Annotated in this window: 16 protein-coding genes; 4 read left to right on the top strand and 12 right to left on the bottom strand. The window is 44.4% G+C overall.

Features of this window, described 5'->3' with window-relative positions:
• Nucleotides 1–8: 8 nt before the first annotated feature.
• Genes QQL36_RS13510 through QQL36_RS13475 form a run of 8 tightly spaced genes read right to left on the bottom strand, consistent with a single transcriptional unit; the run spans nucleotide 9 to nucleotide 13938 of the window.
• Nucleotides 9–1583, bottom strand: coding sequence for a DUF5008 domain-containing protein (locus tag QQL36_RS13510; protein ID WP_321569993.1), 1575 nt, complete (start codon nucleotides 1581–1583; stop codon nucleotides 9–11).
• Between the two features lie 18 nt (nucleotides 1584–1601).
• A complete protein-coding gene (locus QQL36_RS13505) occupies nucleotides 1602–2303 on the bottom strand; it encodes a fasciclin domain-containing protein (RefSeq protein ID WP_083721280.1) in 702 nt (233 codons plus the stop codon).
• A gap of 10 nt (nucleotides 2304–2313) precedes the next feature.
• Nucleotides 2314–3852 carry a RagB/SusD family nutrient uptake outer membrane protein gene (locus tag QQL36_RS13500; RefSeq protein WP_083721279.1) on the bottom strand — a complete coding sequence of 513 codons (1539 nt, stop codon included), beginning with the start codon at nucleotides 3850–3852 and terminating at the stop codon, nucleotides 2314–2316.
• Between the two features lie 9 nt (nucleotides 3853–3861).
• Nucleotides 3862–6981: a SusC/RagA family TonB-linked outer membrane protein gene (locus QQL36_RS13495; RefSeq protein ID WP_321569992.1), complete on the bottom strand. Its 3120-nt coding sequence runs from the start codon at nucleotides 6979–6981 to the stop codon at nucleotides 3862–3864.
• Between the two features lie 12 nt (nucleotides 6982–6993).
• Entirely contained in the window at nucleotides 6994–8016 is a 1023-nt protein-coding gene (locus QQL36_RS13490) for a DUF5007 domain-containing protein (protein WP_179090985.1), read from the bottom strand.
• Between the two features lie 5 nt (nucleotides 8017–8021).
• Nucleotides 8022–9587, bottom strand: coding sequence for a carbohydrate-binding protein (locus tag QQL36_RS13485; RefSeq protein WP_083721276.1), 1566 nt, complete (start codon nucleotides 9585–9587; stop codon nucleotides 8022–8024).
• The gene (locus QQL36_RS13480; protein WP_083721275.1) at nucleotides 9584–11089 is read right to left on the bottom strand and encodes a RagB/SusD family nutrient uptake outer membrane protein; all 1506 of its coding nucleotides are present in this window, start codon (nucleotides 11087–11089) and stop codon (nucleotides 9584–9586) included. The genes QQL36_RS13485 and QQL36_RS13480 overlap by 4 nt, the downstream gene beginning before the upstream one ends.
• A complete protein-coding gene (locus tag QQL36_RS13475; RefSeq protein ID WP_321569991.1) occupies nucleotides 11089–13938 on the bottom strand; it encodes a SusC/RagA family TonB-linked outer membrane protein in 2850 nt (949 codons plus the stop codon). The genes QQL36_RS13480 and QQL36_RS13475 overlap by 1 nt, the downstream gene beginning before the upstream one ends.
• A 592-nt stretch (nucleotides 13939–14530) precedes the next feature.
• Between QQL36_RS13475 and QQL36_RS13470 the strand changes: the two genes are divergently transcribed.
• Nucleotides 14531–16006, top strand: coding sequence for a hypothetical protein (locus tag QQL36_RS13470; RefSeq protein ID WP_321569990.1), 1476 nt, complete (start codon nucleotides 14531–14533; stop codon nucleotides 16004–16006).
• Here the strand turns inward: QQL36_RS13470 and QQL36_RS13465 are convergent.
• Nucleotides 16003–16284, bottom strand: a complete 282-nt coding sequence (locus tag QQL36_RS13465; RefSeq protein WP_321569989.1) for a hypothetical protein — start codon at nucleotides 16282–16284, stop codon at nucleotides 16003–16005. The two genes, QQL36_RS13470 and QQL36_RS13465, sit on opposite strands and share 4 nt — an antisense overlap.
• Before the next feature lie 251 nt (nucleotides 16285–16535).
• Between QQL36_RS13465 and QQL36_RS13460 the strand changes: the two genes are divergently transcribed.
• On the top strand, nucleotides 16536–17825 hold the full coding sequence (locus tag QQL36_RS13460; protein ID WP_321569988.1) for a hypothetical protein: 1290 nt from the start codon (nucleotides 16536–16538) through the stop codon (nucleotides 17823–17825).
• Here QQL36_RS13460 and QQL36_RS13455 read toward each other — a convergent pair.
• From QQL36_RS13455 to QQL36_RS13445, 3 genes are read right to left on the bottom strand one after another with little or no spacing between them, the layout of a single operon-like run.
• Nucleotides 17822–19423, bottom strand: coding sequence for an MFS transporter (locus QQL36_RS13455; protein ID WP_321569987.1), 1602 nt, complete (start codon nucleotides 19421–19423; stop codon nucleotides 17822–17824). The two genes, QQL36_RS13460 and QQL36_RS13455, sit on opposite strands and share 4 nt — an antisense overlap.
• Entirely contained in the window at nucleotides 19420–20472 is a 1053-nt protein-coding gene (locus tag QQL36_RS13450; protein WP_321569986.1) for an HlyD family secretion protein, read from the bottom strand. The genes QQL36_RS13455 and QQL36_RS13450 overlap by 4 nt, the downstream gene beginning before the upstream one ends.
• 5 nt (nucleotides 20473–20477) lie before the next feature.
• Entirely contained in the window at nucleotides 20478–21815 is a 1338-nt protein-coding gene (locus QQL36_RS13445; protein ID WP_321569985.1) for a TolC family protein, read from the bottom strand.
• Between the two features lie 84 nt (nucleotides 21816–21899).
• Here QQL36_RS13445 and QQL36_RS13440 point away from each other — a divergent pair, with 84 nt between their 5' ends.
• Nucleotides 21900–22697 (top strand): AraC family transcriptional regulator, encoded by a 798-nt coding sequence (locus tag QQL36_RS13440; RefSeq protein ID WP_321569984.1) that lies wholly within the window; start codon nucleotides 21900–21902, stop codon nucleotides 22695–22697.
• 94 nt (nucleotides 22698–22791) lie between these two features.
• Nucleotides 22792–23376, top strand: coding sequence for a TetR/AcrR family transcriptional regulator (locus tag QQL36_RS13435; protein ID WP_321569983.1), 585 nt, complete (start codon nucleotides 22792–22794; stop codon nucleotides 23374–23376).
• Nucleotides 23377–23428: the final 52 nt, after the last annotated feature.

Genomic DNA, 23428 nt, shown 5'->3' with positions numbered 1-23428 from the left:
ATTGACCTTTACTTAAAGAGTAACCTTACTACATTGGTGATCTGTACCCTGTTGAACGTACTAAAAAGCCCTGTGATGAGGGTCTGCGTCTGACCAGAAGAATTGGTAGTTTCAAATACTTTGGTCAGACTGCCACTAAAATCAGCGGTATTGTTATAGCCTGCCGCCAGCGAGCCATCAGGGTTTAATACCATGAACCCACTACGGTGAACATTGCCATACTTATTGAAATAACCACTTACTACAATCAATCCATTGTTCAGTTGCTGCGCCAGCCTGTAACTCACATCAGTTGCCATGGGCAACGGCGTCAGTTGCGGATCGACCGTACCATCTGTTTTCAGCATGACCAGTCCATGATGATCAACTCCGTCGAATTTGCGGAACACACCCGCCAGTACAAATCGTTGGGTAGTGGCATTATAGCGGATACTGGCGATGGTATTGTCTGCACCGGCACCACCAAACCCCTGATCAAGACTGCCATCTGTATTGATACGGGCAATGTAGGGAGCATCCATACCATTGTAACGGGTAAAGCGCCCTACGATAATCAGTTTGCCATCGTCCTGCATGCATGCATCGGCAATAGGTCCGTTTGCACCATCATTACTTCTGTGCAAGGCTGTATTGTAGTTGAAGGAAGAATCAAGCGACCCATCCGGGAAAAAGCGTATCAGGTTCCTGACTGGAATACTGTCTACCACCAGCGAATCCCGCTCATGCAAATAGTCAGATATTCCATACACGTACTGCTCATAATAACTGAATGATCCAACTGCAGTGATCTTATTTTCATGTACAAATACCCTTGAGATATTTCCATCTGTTCCACCATTGAATGCAGGCACTGTATCTTTCCCTTCAAATGTGTTTACGACTGTAGAATCTATTGAACCATTCGCATTCAATACCGTGATGTTGTGCATCTCTGCCAGGTGTATATCGTACGATGCAAAGCTGCCACCCACTACCAGCTTGCCACTGGGCAGGGCTCCGATCGTGCTGAGTGAACCATCTGACCCTCTGCCTGATTGCAGCGAACGATCTATTTCACCATCTTTGGAGATGAGCACTATACGACCTATAGGTTTTACCACACCTTTGTGTTCATAATCCAGGAAGTCGCCAATAAGGAGGATGCGGCCGTCTGAAAAACGGTATAAATCATTCACCCAGCTGCTGCTACCTACTACCCCTTTCCACGTATTATCAATATCCAGGTTGCCCTTAACTTTGAATACCGGTCCGATAAATACCTGATCCCCAATCGATACACTGGTCACCCCCGTACTTGCAGTAGCAGGTACTTTTACCTGGATGCCGGTAGAATCAACAGCGACTATTTCACCAGCTTCGCCATTGAAATTGAAATGAATACTATCCTTGTGTGACAGCAATCCGCTGCCTTTGAAAGTAATGACGGTGCCAACCGCTGCTTCTGACGGAGCAGGTGCATCTGTACTGAGTGTCACACCCAGTGGCGCACGTCCGCCCGCATAGGGATCCGGGTAGACTTTATCTTTTTTGCTACAGGCAATAAGTGCTATGCTGACAGTCAGTATATAAGCGAGTATTTTCATATCGTGTGCTATTTTTTATCATCCACCGGTTTGCATTACGGATATCATATCGGACAGGAAATTATCGATATCAAAACCGAAATAATTGTGATCTTTATCCAGCGTATGTACGACTCCATTATCTGTGAGAATATTGGAGGAAGATACCATCGCTGTGTTCCAGTTATCATATGGGTAGGTCAGATCCGGTATGTAGGAAATGGTGAGCTGCCGGTAGCCTACATACTTCACGCCATTATCATCTGTATAAATCGCACCTATATTCATCGTGGTATTGTTCCAGGATAGATAGTCCTGTCCGGGATAAATAGATTTTAGACTGAAGTCAATCTGTGGATAATCCTTTAATTGATTCGCACCATGGAACATATATCGCTGCAGATATTTTTGCCACACGACCTGTGGTACATCTGAAAGAGTTTTGATCGTATCATATCCATACATATAGAGGTTGTCGTTCATTAACTCTACGAGGTTTTTGATACTACGGTCAGTGGGTGCAAAGAAGGTGAGTGTATCTTTTGTAAATACATCTTCCATGCCTGACAGGCGCACTATCTGCGCCAGTGAATCAAAGAAAAATGGTACAGCATCCAGATAAACCAGGGTATTGCCATTGAAATGCGGATCCTGTGTACCGGAGTCCTGGTAGTATTCATCCTTTTTACAGGCGAATAAACTCATCAATATCAGGGTAGAAAATAAAATCATTCGCAGCATAAGACATATTTTATCTTAACCAGTAATTATTTAATTGCATGTAAGGGTTGTTATCCAGCGAAGCTGTGGATACAGGCCAGGTCCATCCGCCATTGTCAAACTGGGATTGTGTCAGGGCGTAATAACACCAGTTTGTATTCGTCACTCTGCCTGTTCTTATCAGATCGAAGTAATAGTGCCCTTCCATCATCAGTTCCTTGGACCTTTCTGTGAAGATGGCCTCCTTCAGTGCGGTACCACCAGCCCCCTGATAAAGCGTAGTCCTGGCTCTATCCCTGATCAGGTTCATCATGCGTATTGCTTCTGCATCTTCGCCCATCTCTGCAAGTGCTTCTGCCCTGAGCAGGATCGCACCTGCATAGCGGAGTACAATGAGGTTGTTATCCACATTCACATCGTCATTCCCCTGCTCATACACACTGTTGTATTTCAGGAACAGGAAGGTACCGTCGTTGGCAAACATCTGGGAGTCAAACCACATTTCTATACGGGCATCCGGTACGCCTGTAGGATATAGCCGACGCAGGTATTCGGCCCTGAAATAGCAAAAGCTGTATTGGTGATTGGCAGCCGGACGCTTATATGGATAGTGCACCACCAGCTCTGAGAGGTCATTCCATTTCTCTGACAAGGTTTCTCCATAGTTACTACTGATCACGATATCAAACAGGCTTTCTTTACTACGACCTTTGAAGATGGTGAAGGACTGATCTATGGGCAACAATTCGTACGCCGCACTCTGGATCAGGTCATTTCCCAGATCGGCAGTGGATTTATAGTATTGTTGTGCATTGGCCTTATCAAACCCTGCATTCCACATATTCATTTCCATGATAAGACCAATGGCGGCACCTTTGCTGGCGCGAGCACCACGGTTGGCAGGGTCTGAAAATGTCCATGGCAGGTTATCCATTACACCACTCAGGTCAGCAATGCAATTCTTCATTACGGTGACCATTTTTTCTCTGGGTAGTGGTGCTTCATGATACGCATCTGTATAGTAAGCGACATCGCCCCACAGGCGTACCATGGTCCAGTAAGAGAGGCAACGCATAAAGGTGGCTTCTGCCTGGTATTCCAGTTTCTGTTCATTAGAGAGGTCCGGTATACTACGGCGCCCTATTTCGTACTGAAGGATATTACAGGCTTGTATCACCCGGTAAAACGGTTTCCAGTCCGACAGGTTTGCCAGGTCAAATATGTTCCAGAAATCCTTGCCTGAAGGGGTATAGATCAATGGTATCAAATCGTTTTTTGCAGCATATTCTACAAAGCTGCGATCATTGCCATCGTTCTTCTGTGGTGAATAACCCAGCATACCGCCCCTCACCTCTCCTGCTACTGCATACAAGGGACAGGAGCCGACTACATCTCTGAAGAGGCCATAGATATCCCACATATTATCTTCTACATCGCTGGCACTCTGGAAGAAAGCATTACCAGACAGTTTGTCCAGTGCCTTTACATCCAGGAACTTTTTACAGCTTCCCTGGGTAATCAATAGTAAACAAGCGATGAGATATATCCTGCGATACATAATCGTTCTCATTTTAGTGTGTTAGAATTCTATATTCATCCCGAAATTGTAACTGCGTGGCACGGGGTAACCACTGGACTGATCACGACCCAGCGCGGATACGTTTTCCGGGTTCGGACCGCTGTAGGGCGAAAACGTGATCAGGTTATTGCAGGAGAAATATGTCCTCACTGAATTCACACCATAGCGGTTGGTGAACTTCCTGTTGAGTAAATAAGCCAGTGTAATGGTGTTTATTTTCCAGTAAGAGCCATCCTCCTCTATCAATGTCTGATCATACCTGTATGGCTTTATGGAAGAATAACGGGTATAATCAAATGGGTTCGGGTACTTCGCATTTGTATGATCCGGTTTCCAGTAATCCACATCGCTCACATCTACTACCGCCTTCGCATTGTAAGGATCACCCAGGTACTGCATTCTTTCTGCAAATGCGTTGTTGAGAATTTTACGGATCAGTGTATAAGATGTACTGAGGTTCAGTGACCAGTTCTTATAGTTCACATAAGATTGCAGACCACCAGTAATGAGCGGTTGTGAATTGCCCGCAGCTACATAGTCATTATTATCCAGTATATAGTTATGATCTACGTCTTTGAAAATAGGATCACCTGCTTTGAAGTACGTACCATCTGCCGTGCGATAACGCTGTCCCGTAGCGGGATCTACCGGCACGTCATTATCTGTGGCATATACTCCCTCTGTTTTGAACAGGTAGTTTGTAAGACTATTTCTACCTACACGGAATAAGGTATGCTGACTGTTGGTATAATCATATTCAATGAGTTGTCTGGCGCCATTGGGTAAATGGGTCAGGATGTCCTTATTGAGAGCAGCATTCACAGACACGGTCCATTGTACCTTGCTGGTACGCGGCAGTGGACGGAAGGTCAGGGTCAGCTCATAACCATAGTCAATGAGCGAAGTTTCGTTCGTGGTGATCTGATCAAAACCGGTGATGTTAGATAGGTTCTTTGTTCTTAACAGGTTCTTCACCGTTTTGTAATAAGCATCGAAGATCACTTCTAACCGACTGTCAAAGAACCCCGCTTCAAAACCAAAGTTGTATTGCGTGGTTGCAGTGGGTTGTAAGGTTGTATTCGGCAGGAGTGAATAGTTGATACCCAGTCGCTGATTGGCATTGTACGTACCACGGGGATCGAATGTGCCATAGATAGAAAAGATATCGCCGGATGGTACAATGTTCTGTCCCCAGCTACCTCTCAGTGAGCCGTAGGTGAGCCATTTCTTTTCACTGAGGAAACCTTCTTTGTTAAAGTTCCATCTCACACCCACTGCCGGATTTTTAGAATAAGGATCTTCAAAACCGCTGCTGGATGTACCATCCATACGGTAGCTAAGATCCATCACATACTTCTGCTTGTAGTTGTAAGAGAATGTACCTGCAAAGCTGGCAATGTGCTGCTTGCTGTAGTTGTCCAGCAAACCACCACCCAGTGACGCATAGCCGTCATAACCCAATGGTCCCTGATACTGGTCATTTGGTGTTTTCTCCTGCTGTATTACCTGCGCCTGAAATCCTTTGCTGTAGATTTCATTGAAAGCAGAGATGAAGAAGTTGTGGTTATTTTTGATAGAGGTGAAGTAAGACAACGTATTCCTGTTGTACAAAGTAAACTTGCGGTCATTGTATGCATATACCTGTGAAAAGTCTCCATGAGCAGCAGCTGGCGTGAACCTGTCTTCTGTATTACTGGCGTAATCATAGCTCACACTTGAACCCAGGCTCAGCCCTTTTAACAACTGGTAACTGGCATCGATACTTGCTCTCACATTGGCAGTCTTGTTATCATTCTTCGTATCTAATGATGACAATACGCCGGAAGTACTTTGATAAAATGAAGGACCCGGCAGCAAAGAAGAGGCAGATGCATTGGCAGCTACCCCACTTTGTGTAAGTCCATTACCATCACCTTTGTTCCTTTTGCCAACCTGTGTGGATAAGCTGGTGAATACCCTGAACTTTGGATTAGGCTGGTACAGCATATTCGTATTCACAGAGTAGCGGTCAAAGCCCGTATTGCGGATTACACCATTCTCGTGGTAATATCCCAGATCCACCTTGTAGTTGAATTTAGGATCCCCACCACTGATGTTGACATTGTGTGTCTGGTTGTAAGTAGCAGCATAAAATACATCCTGCCAGTTAGTAGAATTGTTATAATAAGGATTGAGACTATCTGCCAGGAAGTGGGTAGTAGTAATGTTGTAGATATCATTGATATTGCCACTATTGTATATCTGCTGCAGGCGTAATTTCCGCTCTGCTGCGCCACCAATAGTCTTGCGCAACTGTGGCGGTGTATTCACAAAGAAGTTACCTGTATAGCGCACCAATGGTATAGGCGAGCTACCTCTGCGGGTAGTGAGCAGGATCACACCATACGCCCCACGGGAGCCATACAGCGCTGTGGCCTGTGCATCTTTCAGGATCTCCATGCTTTCAATATCTTCAGGAGGAATCAAAGACATGGGACTTACACCGGGACCTGCTGACTGATATCCATATTCAAAGTTTGCATCTGCATCAATTGGTACCCCATCTATCACATACAAAGGAGAAGTAGGCGACAGGAAGGCATCATTCCCGCTACCTGTCACTGTGATGTTAGACAGGCCTCTGATCTGGATCATACCACGGGCACCAGGTGCACCGGTATTATTCTGGATATTCAAACCTGCTACACGGCCTTGTAACAATTGTTCTACGTTCGACACTGGTACATCCTGCAATTCCTTTCCACTCACGATCACAGCAGAACCGGTGGTGATCTCACGCGTCTTTTTCTGGTAACCGATGATCACTGTTTCATTCAGTTTATTTTCTGTAACCACCAGCCGGATCACCAGTTCTTTCTTATCCTTCAGGGTAAAGCGATAATCGGAATAACCAATATAGCGGAACACCAGCGGGGAATTAGGCAACACACTCGCAGAGAAATGCCCATTGGCATCGGTGATACCTACTGCTTTGAGCGGTGCACCAGCCATGATACTTACCCCTACCAAAGGTTCATTGGTAGCTGCATCCCTGACCTGCCCGGTGATGGGAACCTTGTCCTGTGCCTGTAGGAAAGCAACGGTCAGCAGGCAAAAAAGCAACAGTATAGTTTGTTTCATAATTTTCTTTGTTTATTCATCCCTGAACCGGGGGTTGTTCCTGAAATAGAAGATAATTTCCCAATCTCCTTCCTGATAGATATTGAAGGAAAGATCTATGGTGCCTGTCTGCCTGAGATTGCCAAAGCCCACTCTTGTAAAACTGAATTTCACATATGCCTGAGAACCATCTCCATTGGTAAAGCGGGTCTTGTACCGCATCAATGGAATGGGATAGGCGACCTGATAGGTCACGCCTGTCGTGGTGCGCTGTATATCAAATCCGTGCATCAGGCTATCCCAGGGTGTGAGGTTGAATTGAGCCGGATCTATAGGCAGGGAATCCTTGTCCATAAACTTAAATGTGACGCTGTGGCCATTGCCTGCTTTGTGAAACAATACACGTACACTATCTGATTTCAGGTCCAGGTTATTATCATCGTTAGTGATGTTGCTAATGCCGGGGTGATTGTATTGCAATACGAATATGGAAGAATCATTCGTGTTGGGATAAGTCGCCTTTTGTAAACCAGTGACAGGGTCGTATTCATACGGTGAATATGGCTGTTCCCTAAAGGGCATCAGGCTCATATCCTTATACACATTTTTACCACCGGAGTTCGTCGCTTCCACATCAAAGAGGTAACCTGAATCAGGTTGCGCCCGCAACCCGGTCGCTGACCACAATACAAAATCACCGGATTCAGGTCTGATTTCCCATACAGTATGTTTTTCTATCGTACGCTTGGCATTGATCTCATCCAGCGAGGTCTCATAGCCTGTATAGGCTTGTTTCCATACCAGCGCATCTACAGTCTGATCCAGGTCGGTAACTGCCTCCCCGGTTTTCTTTATACGTACGTTCAGTATTTTAAACTGGATAGGCGTACTGGAATTGTCGGTATTGAAGATCTGGGAATACAACGTGGTCCTGCCCATTACAGGTGCAAATACGGTCTGATTGTACACAGCCCTGGCACTCAGATAATCCAGGTCATCTGGTGCCCATTTGCGGCAGGAAATGAATAATAGCAATATTAATATCAGTCGTTTCATGGTCATTAGTTCAAGGGTCTGAAAGTGACGGACTTTACATCGTAACCACCGGTTTCTTCATAAAAGCGCATCACGTGGACGCCTTTGGTGAGATAGATGGTGGCAGTGGCATTCTGCCGTTTGTGATAATCGGTCGTATTGGGTACAGCTACGGAACCAGTGACGTTCACCCCATCGAATTCTATATGGAATTTTCCGCCGTCGTTAGGGCTACCCATTAAGGTAGATACCACATAGTAGCCGGTTTGCTTTACATCTACCGTGTAGTTCATCCATTCGCCGGTATCTGTCCAACCTACCTGATAACCGCCACCTTCATTTCTAGAATAATCGATATCCACACTTTCATTGGGTCGGTATTTACCACCTGAGTTTTCGGTAGTCACATCGTGGTAACCTACGCCTTCGCCTCCCGGATCATAGTCTTCCAGTGTAATCACACCGGGTATGGGTAGAGGGCGGCCTTCGGGTATGAGTTTTATAAATCGTAAGTCGTAGATTGCAAAGTCAAAGTAGAGGCGCAACAGGTGCTTACCGGCTTTCAGCTGCACACCGCTGGCATATATATCAGTATAATTGCTGTAGCCACCGGTAGATTTTGTTGTCATGGCACTACCTGTTACTGTCACCCCATCGAGCAGCAGGTGCAGTTTCCCATTGTCGGCAGAGGTACCATAACGCAGCATCATTTGATAACTACCGGTTTCTGTCACATCTACACTGTAATCCATCCATTCATCTGTTTCTGTCCAGCCTATTTTGAAACCGCCTTCAGCAGCAGCGATGTCTACGTTTTCCGCAGGGCGGTACTGGCCTCCTCTATTGTCAATAGAGAAATCGAGGTAAGCGACTTTGTTACCGCCACGATTGAATTGCTCTAAGCCAATGACACCTGGAATAAAGAAGGGGTAGTCATTCCAGGGGGTAGAGGTAGTCGGGTTCATACGACCAATGAATTCGTCGAAGCCGAACTGGTGATCTTTTTCAAGTATGTTCACAATACCATTGTTGGTCACAATGTCAATAGCCACCGTTGTTGCATTGGACCAGCGATCTGTATAGATCACACCTTTGGTATCGCTGTAGGTAATGATGCCGGGTCCACCGTTCACATGCCCTTCCGCATCTGTACGACTAAATTTTCCATGCATAGGATAACCATAACGGATGGCAGGCAGATCCAGCCCATCCTGTAACTGCATTCTACCTGCTGAAATGGTATCCCTTGTTATGTAGCGACAGACCAGTGTATCCAGTTGTTCCTGGGGGAGTGTACTGATGTACATAGGGCCACGTCCCTGAATAGTACGCAGGGTATTCATGTTTTCGATCGCCTGTTTAAAGCTGGCATCAGATGGTGCGAATACCGTGTAACTACCTGACTTGAGACTATCCGTTAATCCAACGCGGTCTACAGCCAGCAGGAATGAATCGTATTGCTGCTGACTATGCAGAAAGTCGTAGGTATTACCATCATATTTCTTCAACTCGTTGGTATAGTCATAATATCCTTTATCCTTTTTACAGGCAGCAAAGGCGAGCAGCAGAAAAAACAAGGTGTATTTACTCATTGCCAGTAAGGATTTTGTGTGATCAATGGATTTTGTGTGATGACTTCATCCGCTACCGGCCAGTAAATACCACCATTATTGATGAGTGCCATAAACGATGGATCGTTTTGTTTGATTTTGTTGTAACGAATCAGGTCAAACCAGCGCCAGCCCTCTCCCATCAGTTCTTTACGTCTTTCTCTGAAAATGGCGTCGATCAGGTCGCCTTCGGTGGAGGCATCGTAACGTTTTATTCTTCGCAGATCGCGAATGGTGTTCAACAGGTCAATTGCCTTTTGTTGCTGACCGATCACCGCCTGCGATTCTGCCTGTAGCAGTGTGATATTTTCAAGACGGGTAATGATGATGGTGCTGGAAAATATTCTGAATGAAGGATCAGATGTATTGCCATCCTGAATCACCTTCACTTTATTGAAGATGGGGATCTGGGTATTGAAGCTGGTGAAGTAATGCTCAGAGGTAGGTATGCCTGTCAGGGTATCCAGACTGAAACGCTCGTCCAGTGGTTGATCAAATACAGAGAGGATAGTATCCTTGGGTACATAGATATCAGGCAATGCTTTGTCTACAACAGGTTTGGCGAGTGTAAGTTCTTCCAGGTGACCGGAGAAAGTAGCGTCCACATGGCCCCAGTCGAAGTTGAAACCAAGGATGTGGTTGTCCTGTTTCCAGTGGAAGAAACCGGTGCCTCTCACCAGTTCGTCAGTGCCTACATAATAGCTACCCCCTTTGGAATAGTTGTCCAGTACAAACTGTCCGTACACAGTGGCATCCACATATTTTCCCTGATAGGCGGCTACGTGTGCCAGAATAGCGTAGGCAGTGAGTTTGCGGGCCAGTACACCTGCCCAGCGGGTGCTGGTTTCATTGTAGTATTGACCCAGCTGCTGCGGATCGTCTACGCTGTATTTATAAGGCAGGTCGGGAGCAACTTCCAGCAATTCTTTTTCTACAAAAGCCAGTATAGTTGCTTTGTCATCTCTTGCTTTATTCTCAAATTCCCCATCGTGGGAGGAGGTAATTAAAGGCACATCGCCCCATACAGATACGAGGAAAAAATAGGTATACGCCCGCATAAAGCGCATCTGAGCAATATCCACTTTCATATTCTGATCTGAATACTTAGGGTCACGTTCCTTTACTTCACCTACGTGCTCCATGAACATATTGGCGGCATTGATCACGGCATAAAAGCGGCGCCAGTTAGACAATGTCTGCAATAACGGGTAAGCGGCCCGGAGATTGCCTTTGACAATGGCTTTCAGGTCCTGACGCTGTACGGATTGAAAGTCGCCCATGCGTAGTTCTCCATACATCCACCAGGCATCGTTATCTGCCATGGCGGCACGGAGTAAACCATAAACACCGATAAGGGCCGTGCGGGTATCTTCGTGTGAGTTCCAGAAGTTTTCTTCCGAAACAGCATGCGTGGAATCTATATCCAGTAGTTTTTTACAACTGGTACTACAGAACAGGAGCAGCAGTATAAATAGTCGTTTCATTACAAATCCATTTTTATGCCGATGGTGTAGGTTTTAGAGAAAGGAAGTGAGTAGCCGGTATCAAAGCCGCTATAGTCTACGAGTTCAGGATCACCACCTGTGTAAGGGGTAAGGGTAAACAGGTTGCTGGCAGTGGCGTATACCGCGAGGTTATGAATCGGGCTCTTTTTTTTCCACCACTTGGCGGTCGTAACATCGTAGGTGAGCGACAGCGTACGTAGTTTCAGGAAAGCGCCGTTTTCCAGGAAGAGGTCCTGGTCGGTGCGATAGGGATCTACTGTACTCCATGGATTATAACGTGGGTATTTATCATAGTCGCCGGCTTTGGTCCAGAAGGTGATTTCCTTTACAGCACTCATGTCTATCTTCCCTTCTCTGTTTACGAAGTCAAAGTGGTTCGCTATTTCTGCATTCATCACTTTCCTGAAAGCGGTGAAGTAAAAGTTAACACCCAGGGTCAGGCCTTTCCACCTGATATCGTTGGTGAAACCACCGGAGATGACAGGGAGTACATGTCCTTTCAAGACCTTGTCTTTATCGTCGATCACGCCGTCTTCATTCTGATCTTTCCATTTAGGATCACCTGCCTGCAGGGGAATTCCTTTATAGTTCAATGTCTTGCCGGTAGCGTGATTGGTAGGAATATCGGTATCGCGGTTGTAGATCCCGTTATTTTCCAATACCCAGAACTGGTCGATGCTACTACCTACTTTCAGCAGGCGGGTACCATCTGCTACTACGAGTTGCTGCAAGCCACCGGGCAATGCCATGAGGGTATTGCGATTGTAATTCAGGTTGATGCCTGGTTGCCAGCTGATGTGGTTTGTAGCGATGATGGCATTGGCGCTCAGGTCTACGCCCATGTTGCGGACTTTCATCCCATTCTTAAACTGGTAGGCATAGCCATATTCAGCAGAGAAAGGCACTTCCAGCAGCATGTTGTGATCCGTTTTGTGATACACATCGACGGCGAGGTTGATCCTGTCATGTAATAAACTTGTGTTCCAGCCAATGTCCAGTTGGTCGGTAAATGGCCAGCGGATGCCGTAGCCGATGTAACCGGAAGAATAGGCACGGCTGATGCCCGGAAACCCGTTGTACGAAAAGCGAACAGGGTTATTGCTGAATGAAAGGTCGGAGGTATACTGTGGACCTTCACCAAAGCGGTCATCCGGCATCAACCGGCCTACCCTTCCCCAGCTGGCGTGAAGCCTGGATGTGGTACTCAGTTGCCATCCGGCGGTAAAGGTGGGTGAATAGAACCACCAGTTGTCCGGTTGTGCACTGGAAGAGCCATCTGCTCTCATCATGAGGGAAAAGTCAAAAAGGTTGTTGTATTGATAAGCCATGCGGCCATAGAATGACAGCAGGCGATGTTTTTCTTTGTCCAGAAAGGTGAACATCAGTGCGTGGTTGAATGACTTGGGCGACAGGTAATTGTCTTTAGTATTATCAGAATACAGGAGGTTTACCCTGATCAGGTCATTGGGTCCTTTGTAGGCGTAGGCATAGTTGTAACGGTTGAAGTCTGCCTGAAAGTTTTCGCCGGCTTCGATTTTCACACCGTGTTTACCCCACTGGTGTTGAAACTGAAGGGTGTTATTCACAAACACACGTTGATTATACCCGAAGTAGTTAGAGAGATAATTTACTGTTTCCAGCAGGGTGCTGGGGTAGAATACATCACGCAGCCCTTCGTTGTAATCAAATCCAGAGAGAGAGGTAAACTGCCAGCTGTCAGAGATTTTTAAATTAATGGAGAAGTAGCCATTCACTTCATTGGTCTTATTATCATCGAAAGATTTGTCCCATTCTTTCAGGTATTGTGCATAGAATGTTTTATTGGGTGGTAGTGGACTACTCAGATCCGGCAGGTATTGCATTTCGGCAAAGCGGTCGCGGAGCCAGCGATTGCGTTTTCGTTCCAGGCGGGTGGCGCTGAGCATAGCGCTGACTGTAAAGTTTTTGAGCGGCACCATGTTGATCTTAAACATGGCATTGTAGCGATCTGATTTTGTCGCATCGGCGGCATTTGCGGAACGCTGGTTGCCGGCGGCAAAGAGGAAATTCGCCCTGTCAGTGCCGCTGGAAAGGCTGACATTGATACCGTAGGCAGGTGTATTTTTGAAATAAAGATCAGTCCAGTTACCTGGCCCGTAATAGGCATTATTAGTCGAATCCCGGAGGTATAATGGATAATTCTGACCTTCTTCTTCCGTAGCATATTTATCGTAAAATACCTGCCTGAAATCGTTTTCAAATTTAGCATTGGTGGTATAGAGGTGTGGGCGCTGTACCATCCCAAACCAGGTGTTGAAACTTATTTTTCTTTTACCGGTTACAGGCTTTTTTGTATTTATCAGAATAACCCCGCCGTTCGCGGCCCTTGGGCCGTAAATAGCTGCCTGTCCAAAGTCTTTGAGCACCTCAATACTCTCTATATTATTCAGATCAATGGCTGCAAATATATTGCTGGCCGGGCCTAAATGATTGTACTGAAACTCCTGTATATCGAAAGTAAAAGGATGATCAGCGATCAATGGAATACCATCTAAAAAGATGGTAGGCTGTGCTTCATAATTATTGCGTGCACTGATATAAGGAACCGCAGTACCGCGCAATACAATGCTGCTCATCGATGCCGGTTCGGCAGATGGCTCCTGGATATAAACACCGGCAGCATTGCCTTTGAGCAATTGTTGCAGGCTATTATAAGGGTAGAGGACTTCCCTTTCCATGCGCATGCTGTCGGCGCTGAGGGGCAGGGAATCCTTCCGTAATGACTGTGAGTGTACGTTATGGCCATACAATACCAGGCACGTGATGATGATCCGTACAGATAGATGCATATGAGAATATGTTTAAAGAAGATGTAATCGATTACACCTGGCGCTAAATGTTATACGTGGAGTATAATAGGGTGAACAACACGAACCTGACCCGTGAATACAAAAACGTGGAAAAGATTGTAAAACGATTTAGCGTTTTAGTTTAAATACATTTTTTAAAGGTTATTTAGGTTTGCTGAAATGGACTTATGATTCGGCTACAGTTTAAATGTTTTAGATTAAGGTTGAAATACAAACGCTCATAGCACTTAACGGGAACACTGAATAACAGCTCAAATATAGTTAGCTGTATGATAAAAAATATACCATTTTTCCACCTGTTCAGACATTCCCAAAATCGTTTTTGGTGGCCACCACAGGCTTATATCTATTTGATATTCAGTATCAAATTATGTTTTACACCTATACAATTCAGACAATGCTATGTGAAAGAAGGCTGCATTATTATTGCCTTAGGAAAATCTAACTTATTTTGTCTCCGACATCAACCTTGATCACGTTAATGATGCTGTAGTGACGAATCATCTACCCTCTTATAATCACGTTGAGCAACCGTTAAAAATGCCCTGAACATTAAAAAACATCTTGAATTATGGCTAAAGCGGATATGCTTGGCAGGCTTGTTAGTACACTTACCAAAGCGGAAAAAAGGTATTTCCGTTTATATTCATCCATGCAACAGGGGAACAAAGATTATGTCAATCTATTTGACCTGCTGGACAGACATTCTTTTTCCGGGCCTGCTGCAGCAAAAGTTGCCTTTCAGCAACAATATACTGGTAGTAGTTATGACGTAGCAGGAAAGTATTTGTATAAGGTATTGCTGGATTGTCTGCTTCACATGCGGCTACAGCGGGAACCACTGATAGCTGGTCTGCTGAAAGCAGAGATACTGGTAGAACGATCCTTATATGAAGATGCATTGAAGCAATTACAAAAGACGACAGAACAGGCAGACATGAAAGCACAATGGATATTATCACTATGGAGCCGGCAACAGGAAATGCAGTTGCTGCAGTTATTAAATTTTCCTGAGATCAATGAAATTGAACTGAAAGAAAAACAGGCAGAGATTGCTACTACCATCAAACAGTTGGACAACTACCAGGAACAACAGGCGCTTTATGAACAACTACGATATCAATGGCTCTACAACGGCCCTGCACGTACGCCTGTAGAAAGACAGGTATTAGATGAAATGGCTGCGCGGGAAGCACTGGTGAATACAGATCAGAAATTACATCTGCTCTTTCAGGCAAATTATTTCTTGCTGGCGGGAGAGTTTACGACAGCGTTGCAATACTTTTATGAATCGGCGCCTTTGTATGAAGCACCGGGAGAGCAGCTGATGGTGATAGAAGGAATTTTATATAGTCTGCGGGCGGCAAGAAGATATAAAGAATTGTCGCTGTTTTTGGATAAGGTATTAAGATTCAAAGCTACTTCCGGTTATTTCAGTGTGATGATTGTACGGTTGTTATTTATCTATTCACCAGCTATACATATTGATAGTGGAGAGTTTAACCACGCACTCACTTTACAACAGGAGCTACTACCTTCCTTACACTTTCAATTACTCACCCTCGTACAACGTGCAGAAATTTATTTATCACGTGCACTGGTATATCTTGGTAATGGAGATATCAACAATGCACACAATGCACTGGACCATGTACTACAACAAAGCAGTTTGTACAGCACACTCCCCCTCTACCGCACTTTCCGGCTGGTACATCTGCTCATTCAATATGAACTGGGCAACTATGAATACATCCGTTACGAAACACGGGCTTTCAGGCGGTATCTGCGACCGGATAATAAACGTGCGTTTTTGTTAGAACGGACGATGATCAAATTTCTCAGTGCAGGAGAGTTATCTCCTGTGATGGTACATAGAATTACATTATGGAAAAAGCTGCAGACAGTGTTTCAGCAGATCAGGCAAGATCCTTATGAAAAACACCAGCTACAGCTTTTTGATTTTTCGGCATGGACAGAATCGAGGATCCTGAGAAAGCCATTAAAGGAGATATTGAAAGATAAATTTGAACGGGAGGCCGACGGTTAACGCCAATGGCCTCTTTGCCAGGAGTGGCCTCGCGGTCCACTGTTCCAACGTCCTGGTACGTATGTACGATTAGGGCGTGGGCGTACATAATGAGGTTGTACATAGTAATAGTGACCACTGCGCCATCTGTATTCATTGCCGATCCAGACTGCCCCGGGGTATGGAGGTGCTGGTTGTACGATTACAGGTGGTGGGGCTGGGCGTTCGGCTACATAGTAGTCCGAAGCGCAGCTACTTAGTAGTAGTATGCCAAGTGAAAGAATGATAATCTGTTTCATAGTTTTTCAAATTTTTGTTAACTTTATCTGAATCCCCATTAACCAGGCTAACATTTTTAAACCTTACAACTGGTTCTATGGGAACATCTCTACCTTTCCTTTATTTCATATTCAAGAATAATACCAATAGACTGTATCTGTCGATTGCCTTTATTGTTGGGCTCATCCAGCTAATGGTATTTAAACACTTTTATCCCTACCCGGATTTCATTTCTGATTCTTATAGTTATATTGATACCAACCTTTACCATATGAACGTCAATTTATGGCCTGTCGGTTATTCCAGGTTTATTGCATTTATTCATCTCTTTACCTCCTCGCATGTGGGCCTGGTATATATTCAGTACCTCATCCTGCTCACTGCGTTATTGTATTTTTTCTTCACAGTACGTTACCTATATCATCTTTCACGTATCTATAGCATAGTGCTATTTATTTTCTTTTTTCTTAATCCAATATTTCTGGTACTGGCTAATTGTATTCTAAGTGATGCTATCTTTTGTGCCATCAGTCTTGTATTGTTCACACAATACTTATGGATGTTACACCGGCCTCGAACTGGCAATATCATTTTTCATGCGGTACTGATTGCATTTGCGTTTTCTATCCGTTATACAGCCATCTATTATCCGCTGCTGACGGTAATTGCTATCATGCTGTCAGATTATAAATGGCATTTAAAACTGGTAGCCGTTTTACTACCCTGGATATTGATTATTCCATTCATTATATATACACAGCAGGAAACAAAAAAACTGACGGGAACGGCCGAATTCTCTGTATTTGGCGGGTGGCAACTTGCTAATAATGCCCTGTATATGTATGGACACATCAATGTGGATAGCACTGAATTACCTACACACACCCGAACGCTGGATAGTGTAACAAAAGTATTCTGGCAAGCAAAAGCACCTACTGAAGCTGACCTTGCTGCTGTACCGGGTACCTTTTTTATTAAAGTGCCACAGGCTATCTTAAAACCTTATATGCTTAGTTATGGAAGGGCTAACTTAAATGGAGCGCCAGGTTGGTTCCAGGCCTGGGGCTCTGTGTCTCCTGTCTACAATGCATATGGAAAATGGTTGATCATGCATTATCCGATGGCCTTTTCCCGTTATTATTTATGGCCTAATGTGAAGAACTACTTCAATCCTTATCTTGAGAAATTTGGTTCTTATAATATTGGTAAGCTGGATGTATGGAAACCAGCAGTCACCTGGTTTGATCTAAAAAGCAATAAAATATCCCTGATACCTGATATTAACTTTCAGGGCCGGATATTCCGGCCCTATCCCCTCTTCTTTATGGGATTGAATATTTACTTTACCATTTGCGCATTTTTCTTCCTGACCGACCGCAAAATAAAAGAGAAACATGTAACCTTCAGAATTGCTATACTATTAACCATTGCATTCCTGATTATCAACTTCGGTTTTAGCGTATTTGCTACACCGATAGTATTACGATACCAGGTATTACCAATGATCATCTTACTGACATTTTCACTATTGCTTACAGAAAAACAATTTTCATCCACCTAATAAGCCGCCGGCGCCGGTTGGTTCCTCCTCAAATCTATCACCGTCTTATTCAAATATGGAATCCAAGCTATCAACAATATCACCCCAATGATCATTATACTGATCAGATAATAATAATCCATCGAAAACCGGATCTGCGCCTGTATATCCGCAGAACGATACAACAACCCTGTTGCAGCTTTCGTGGCCCTGTCCGCAGGCAATCCCTTCGCCATTAAACCTGCTTTATACACCCCCAATTTGGAATTCACTAAAGGATCCAATGTTGTCAACTTATCCAGAAAACGGTTATAATGCCTGCTCTTCTCATACAACTGGAAATAATTGATCAACGCAATACTGCCACAAAAACCAGCAAAACGGAAAAATACCCCCGTAGCCGAAGCCGTACTACCCAGATGCGCCGGTACTGAAGAAATACAAAAGATAATCAACGGCGCCATCAGCATACCCGCACCCATCCCCTGCGTGATCAATGGCACAATGAAAGTCTCCGCATCCGCCATCGTGGCAAACAGGAAGTTCATCCACAGATGAAACACCAGCAATAAACTAAACCCAATCAACCAGATCCATCTCATCTTCACATTGGTAATAATCATACGTGAACTCACTAACACGCCCAATACAATTCCCGTCACATTCGCCATCAGGATATAAGACAGATGTGTTGGATCCATACCCAATACCCCCGTAAAGTAGTTATTCGTAATATTCAATGCCCCTCTACAGATGTACAACACGAAGATCAACACCATCCCCACCACATAGTTCCTGTTCTTAAACACATCCAGACTAAGATAGGGTCGTTTCAAATATTTCTGCCTCATCACATGCAACACTCCCAATACCACTACACCTATAGCCGCCAGCAATATCCTGCTATCACTAAACCAGTAATACTGCTGCCCATACAACAGAACATATCCTAATAAACTCAGTCCCGTAGTATATATCACAAAACTCGCCCAATCCAGCTGATACAGGGGAAACCGCTTATTCAACCGCACCGGGTTCATCATCACAAACAACAACAAGGTACCAGGTATATAAGTAAAGATCATCCACTTGTACAGTACATTGTAATCAAACGCATCTAATAACGGCGCTGTCACCAGTGCACTAACTGCTGTAATACACAACAGGTTCATATAAAAAAGTGAATACCCGATCTCTCTTTGGCGATTACTCCGCAGCCGGCTAAAGATTAATGTAATACATACAGATGATGAAATACAGTTCGCCATACCCTGTATAAAACGCAGACTCAGTAATATATACAGGTTATGCGTTTTATAACATCCATAAGAAGTCAGGATCTGTATCACCGCTCCCATCAACAGGTATTCCTTCGTTGCAATGTATTGAAAGAATCGCCTTTCCAATGCAAAGAACCCTGCCAGTGAAGCATAGAACAATACCATGGAATACTGTACATCCGCCGGCTCTATGCCATAGTAACCCGCAGAACCGGGGGCACTGGATACAGAGATACCGAACATCAGCAGGTTTGGCAACAGGTTCAGAAATATCACAAACCTGATAAACCATTCCGAAGCCGTAGCCCATGGTTTGAATATCGTCAGTTTTCTTGTCATTGTGCTTTTGCAATCTTCACAGTTGCATTCATACCTGCGCGAAGTAGTAAATCGGCATCTGCTTTGTCAGTCAATTTGATGCGTACTGGTATACGTTGTACGATCTTCACAAAGTTACCCGTTGAGTTATCCGGAGGTAACAATGAAAATCTGGAACCAGTAGCAGGAGATAAGGATTCTACCTGGCCATTAAATATCTTTCCGGGGTAAGCATCTATCTCAATCTTTGCCTCCTGTCCTATGTGCATATGGCGCACCTGTGTTTCCTTGAAGTTGGCCACTATCCATTTACCGGCAGTCTGGTTCACGATGAATGCCAGTGTCTGCCCTGCCTGTACCAGCTGTCCTTCTTCGATGGTACGGCGGCCCATTTTGCCATCATATGGGGCTTTAATTACGGTGTAGGATACATCCAGTGTATTTCGGCCCAGCATGGCTTCTCTACGCTCTATTTCGGCCAGCAACGCCTGCTTCTGTGCTTTGATATCACCTACTTTCGATTCAGACGCTGCGTAGTTATTCAACGCTGTCTGGTAATCAGCTTTCGCTACATCCAGTGCGGTCTGTACATTTTCCAATTGTTGTTTGGTCGCTGATTCCACATCAAACAGTTTCTGGTAACGGTCCATTTCCTGTTGTTGCTTCCACAACTTTGCCTTCGCTGCCGCAATCTGTGCCTGTGTTACCGTTGCTGTTTTTGCTGTTGTAGAGATACTTGATTCCATTACCTGGATCTGTGCCTTTGCATTCAGCAGTGCAGCATTGGCTTCCTGCTGCTGTAATTTATATTCACTGTCGTCAATCAGGAGCAGGGTATCTCCTTTCTTCACGTCCTGGTTTTCTTCGTAGTTGATCTTTGTAACATATCCCACTACCCGGTTTGTGATAGGGTTAATGTATTCTTCCACCTGGGCATCATTCGTCTCTTCGAATTTATATAGGGTCATGAGCGTGATGATGCCCCATATCGCCAATCCCACTAATATTAAACCGGCTACCCATCCGGTGATAGTGGTTATCACCTTATCGGTCTTTGCATAATTTGCCATAATAATTATAGATTGCCTATTACTTTTTGTAATTGATAGTATTGTACGCGTGCTGCGATCTTTGCTGAAACGAGGTCAAAACGGGTCTGGAGCATTTGTGTGTCTGCATCCAGCAGGTCGGTCACGAGGGATAATTGGTTAAAATAAGTGTTGTTTACAATCCTTGCGTTCTCTGTTGCCTGTTTGATGTTGGTCTCTGCCACATCTATTCTCGTCAGTGCCTCCTGATAACGGAGGTAAGCTTCTTTTACCTGTTGTCTGATTACATCACCGGTTTCTTCGTGCGCTACTTCTTCTCTTTTTAATTCAAGGACAGCGGCCTTTTCTTTGTGCTTGTTATGGTAGAAGGAGGAAATAGGAAAGCTTGCTTTTACACCATACATTCCTAATCCATAAGCCGCATCTGCGTAAGGGTAGAACATGATTTGCGGATACGAAAAATTGTATTCTGCAAACAGTCCTACCTTTGGCGAGACATTTGCCTTTACACTCTTCAACGTTAGCTTTTTCAGTTCTGATTCTCCTTCTGAAATCTTCAGTTGGAAAGCATGTGTACCTGCTATATTCAGGTACTCTTCATAAGCTCCCGGTATTGCATTGCCATCAGTAAGCATACTATCTGCATCTATGCGCTCATTTTCATCATCTCCAATCAGGATAGCCAACCTCTGACGGGCAATTGCAATATCATTATCTATCTGCACCATCCCCATCTGTTGCCGGGATAATCTCAATTGTGCTCTCAGCACATCGCTCTTTAGTACAACACCATTCTTCTGTAGTTCCTGGATGTGGGCCAACTGTTTCTGCTGGTCTTCTATATCCTTTGCTATTAATTCTTTGAACCGGCAGCTGCGCACCAGATCCAGGTAACATACCGCTGCGCTGAATTTTACTTCAGACAGCGTCAGATTTTCTTGTTCTTTCGTTATAGCATGTTCCGTTTGTCCTTTCTGAATTTCAAGGTTGGTCTTATTTCCATTATATATATTGAAATAAGCATCCCCCCCAACCTTGTAGTAGTTGTGTAACACTGGATATTGCGTAGGTGTATGAAAAAATCCATCTTCATACACAGGCATATTCGTTACTCTTGCATAAGCGCCACTCACATCAATCTCCGGCAGTCTTTCTGCCTTTGCATCTTTCAGGGATTCTTCACTGGTTTGTACACGGATATGCGCCATCTGAACTTTTTTGTTGTTCTGTGCTGCTTTATCCCATACTTGTTCAAGTGTTAAATGAATTGGGGCTGTAATATCGGAAGGTTTTTGTGCTACTGCACACATCGAAAAAATTAAAACAGGCAGTAATGCACATACCCTTTTGGTATTCGGTTGCATAATCATTATTCTGCATGCAAAGTTAGGATTATGGGGAACGAGCCATTTTATCTAAATTGCCAATTATTTATCCAAACGCGCCACATGTTCCTCGAAGAGTATTTAGCCGATATTGACACTATTCCCGATTCTGTATTTGTCATGATTGATAAGGTTGAGCGTAAATGGCCGATGCATGCTCATCATAAAGGACAGCTCACCTACGTGGAAGGCGGCATCGCATATTGTAACCTGCCGGACAGATCTTTTGTTATACCCGCACGCCATTATATATGGATACCCAAACACCAGGAACACTACATCCAGGTGCGGCACTCCAGGTTCACGGCTACCCGTAACATCTATTTTTATAATTCAGATGACCAGCAATCCCCTTTTTATAATAAAATGGGTATTTATCCTGTAAATGAGCTGTTGTTGCAGATGATCAACTATACCACCCGCTGGAAAGGACATATACGACCTGGCGACCCCGGCTTCCGGTTTCTGGCATCGCTGAAAGATATATTGCCGGAAGTAAGTACGACTACCCTGCCTGTGGCCCTGCCTACTACCACACATGAACGACTGGCCCCCATACTTCAATTTATCAGCCGCCATTTTGATCAGGAGATCACCCTAGAGTCACTCAGTAATGAATTTGATATCAGCCCCCGGACCCTTTCCCGTTTATTTACTAATATACTCGATATGTCCTTTGTTCAATACCTGAAAATGCTCCGGGTTGTGAAAGGAATAGAGATGATCTTGCAGACAAACCAGACACTAAGCGAGATCGCATATCAAACAGGATATAGTAATATCGCCGCTTTCAGCAAGGTATTCTACCAGGTTACCAACAAAAGACCCAGTGCCTTTCAACAGGAAGTGATGTCCGTATAAATTTCCGATTACATCTCAGAAAATCGCCAATTTGGCGTAATGTCTCAAATCGAAGCACCCCTCTCCTTATTTTTGTTTAACAATTTTGTTAAACATGGCGTCCAAAGATAAAAAAACAGAGCAGCACATCATTGATACTGCTATGCATGTCTTCTTCACAGAAGGCCGTCTGCACGCCACTACACAGGATATTGCCGATACAGCGCGGGTAAACCGGACCCTGATACATTATTATTTCAAGTCACGGGACCAGCTGTTTGACACAGTATTTGAAAGAGCCAGACTGGAATCCATCAGGGAAACCCAGTCTGTACTATGTGCTGCACTGCCCTTCCGGAATAAGATAGAGCAATTCGTAGAGATATTACTGCTACGCCTGCAGACCTATCCTTTCCTGGAAATATCCATGACTGCCTCTATTCAGGAAGGTATTTATCTGAAAGATAAACCGGAAGTGTTCATGCAGCAGTTCATTACCGAAGTACAACAGGAAATGGATAAAGGCACCATTCAGCGCTCCAACCCGGTACATTTTATTATGAATCTCTTTTCGCTTGTAGTCTATCCATTTATTGTGAAACCCCTTAATCAGCATTTGTTTGGACTGAATGAACAGGAATATGAAAATATTGTTAAAGAAAGGAAGACTGTGATACTGAACACACTCTTTAACAACTAATCCGTAAGCTATATGCCCCTGTGATCAGCTGAACTTTTTTTTGTCATGTACA

Source organism: Chitinophaga sp. LS1 (genome assembly GCF_034274695.1).
Classification (GTDB): domain Bacteria; phylum Bacteroidota; class Bacteroidia; order Chitinophagales; family Chitinophagaceae; genus Chitinophaga.
This window is presented reverse-complemented; position numbering and strand designations above follow the sequence as displayed.

Coding starts and splice junctions, on each gene's coding strand:
- QQL36_RS13510 (WP_321569993.1), bottom strand. CDS start 1,583: ATGAAAATACTCGCTTATATACTGACTGTCAGCATAGCACTTATTGCC.
- QQL36_RS13505 (WP_083721280.1), bottom strand. CDS start 2,303: ATGCTGCGAATGATTTTATTTTCTACCCTGATATTGATGAGTTTATTC.
- QQL36_RS13500 (WP_083721279.1), bottom strand. CDS start 3,852: ATGAGAACGATTATGTATCGCAGGATATATCTCATCGCTTGTTTACTA.
- QQL36_RS13495 (WP_321569992.1), bottom strand. CDS start 6,981: ATGAAACAAACTATACTGTTGCTTTTTTGCCTGCTGACCGTTGCTTTC.
- QQL36_RS13490 (WP_179090985.1), bottom strand. CDS start 8,016: ATGAAACGACTGATATTAATATTGCTATTATTCATTTCCTGCCGCAAA.
- QQL36_RS13485 (WP_083721276.1), bottom strand. CDS start 9,587: ATGAGTAAATACACCTTGTTTTTTCTGCTGCTCGCCTTTGCTGCCTGT.
- QQL36_RS13480 (WP_083721275.1), bottom strand. CDS start 11,089: ATGAAACGACTATTTATACTGCTGCTCCTGTTCTGTAGTACCAGTTGT.
- QQL36_RS13475 (WP_321569991.1), bottom strand. CDS start 13,938: ATGCATCTATCTGTACGGATCATCATCACGTGCCTGGTATTGTATGGC.
- QQL36_RS13470 (WP_321569990.1), top strand. CDS start 14,531: ATGGCTAAAGCGGATATGCTTGGCAGGCTTGTTAGTACACTTACCAAA.
- QQL36_RS13465 (WP_321569989.1), bottom strand. CDS start 16,284: ATGAAACAGATTATCATTCTTTCACTTGGCATACTACTACTAAGTAGC.
- QQL36_RS13460 (WP_321569988.1), top strand. CDS start 16,536: ATGAACGTCAATTTATGGCCTGTCGGTTATTCCAGGTTTATTGCATTT.
- QQL36_RS13455 (WP_321569987.1), bottom strand. CDS start 19,423: ATGACAAGAAAACTGACGATATTCAAACCATGGGCTACGGCTTCGGAA.
- QQL36_RS13450 (WP_321569986.1), bottom strand. CDS start 20,472: ATGGCAAATTATGCAAAGACCGATAAGGTGATAACCACTATCACCGGA.
- QQL36_RS13445 (WP_321569985.1), bottom strand. CDS start 21,815: ATGCAACCGAATACCAAAAGGGTATGTGCATTACTGCCTGTTTTAATT.
- QQL36_RS13440 (WP_321569984.1), top strand. CDS start 21,900: ATGTTCCTCGAAGAGTATTTAGCCGATATTGACACTATTCCCGATTCT.
- QQL36_RS13435 (WP_321569983.1), top strand. CDS start 22,792: ATGGCGTCCAAAGATAAAAAAACAGAGCAGCACATCATTGATACTGCT.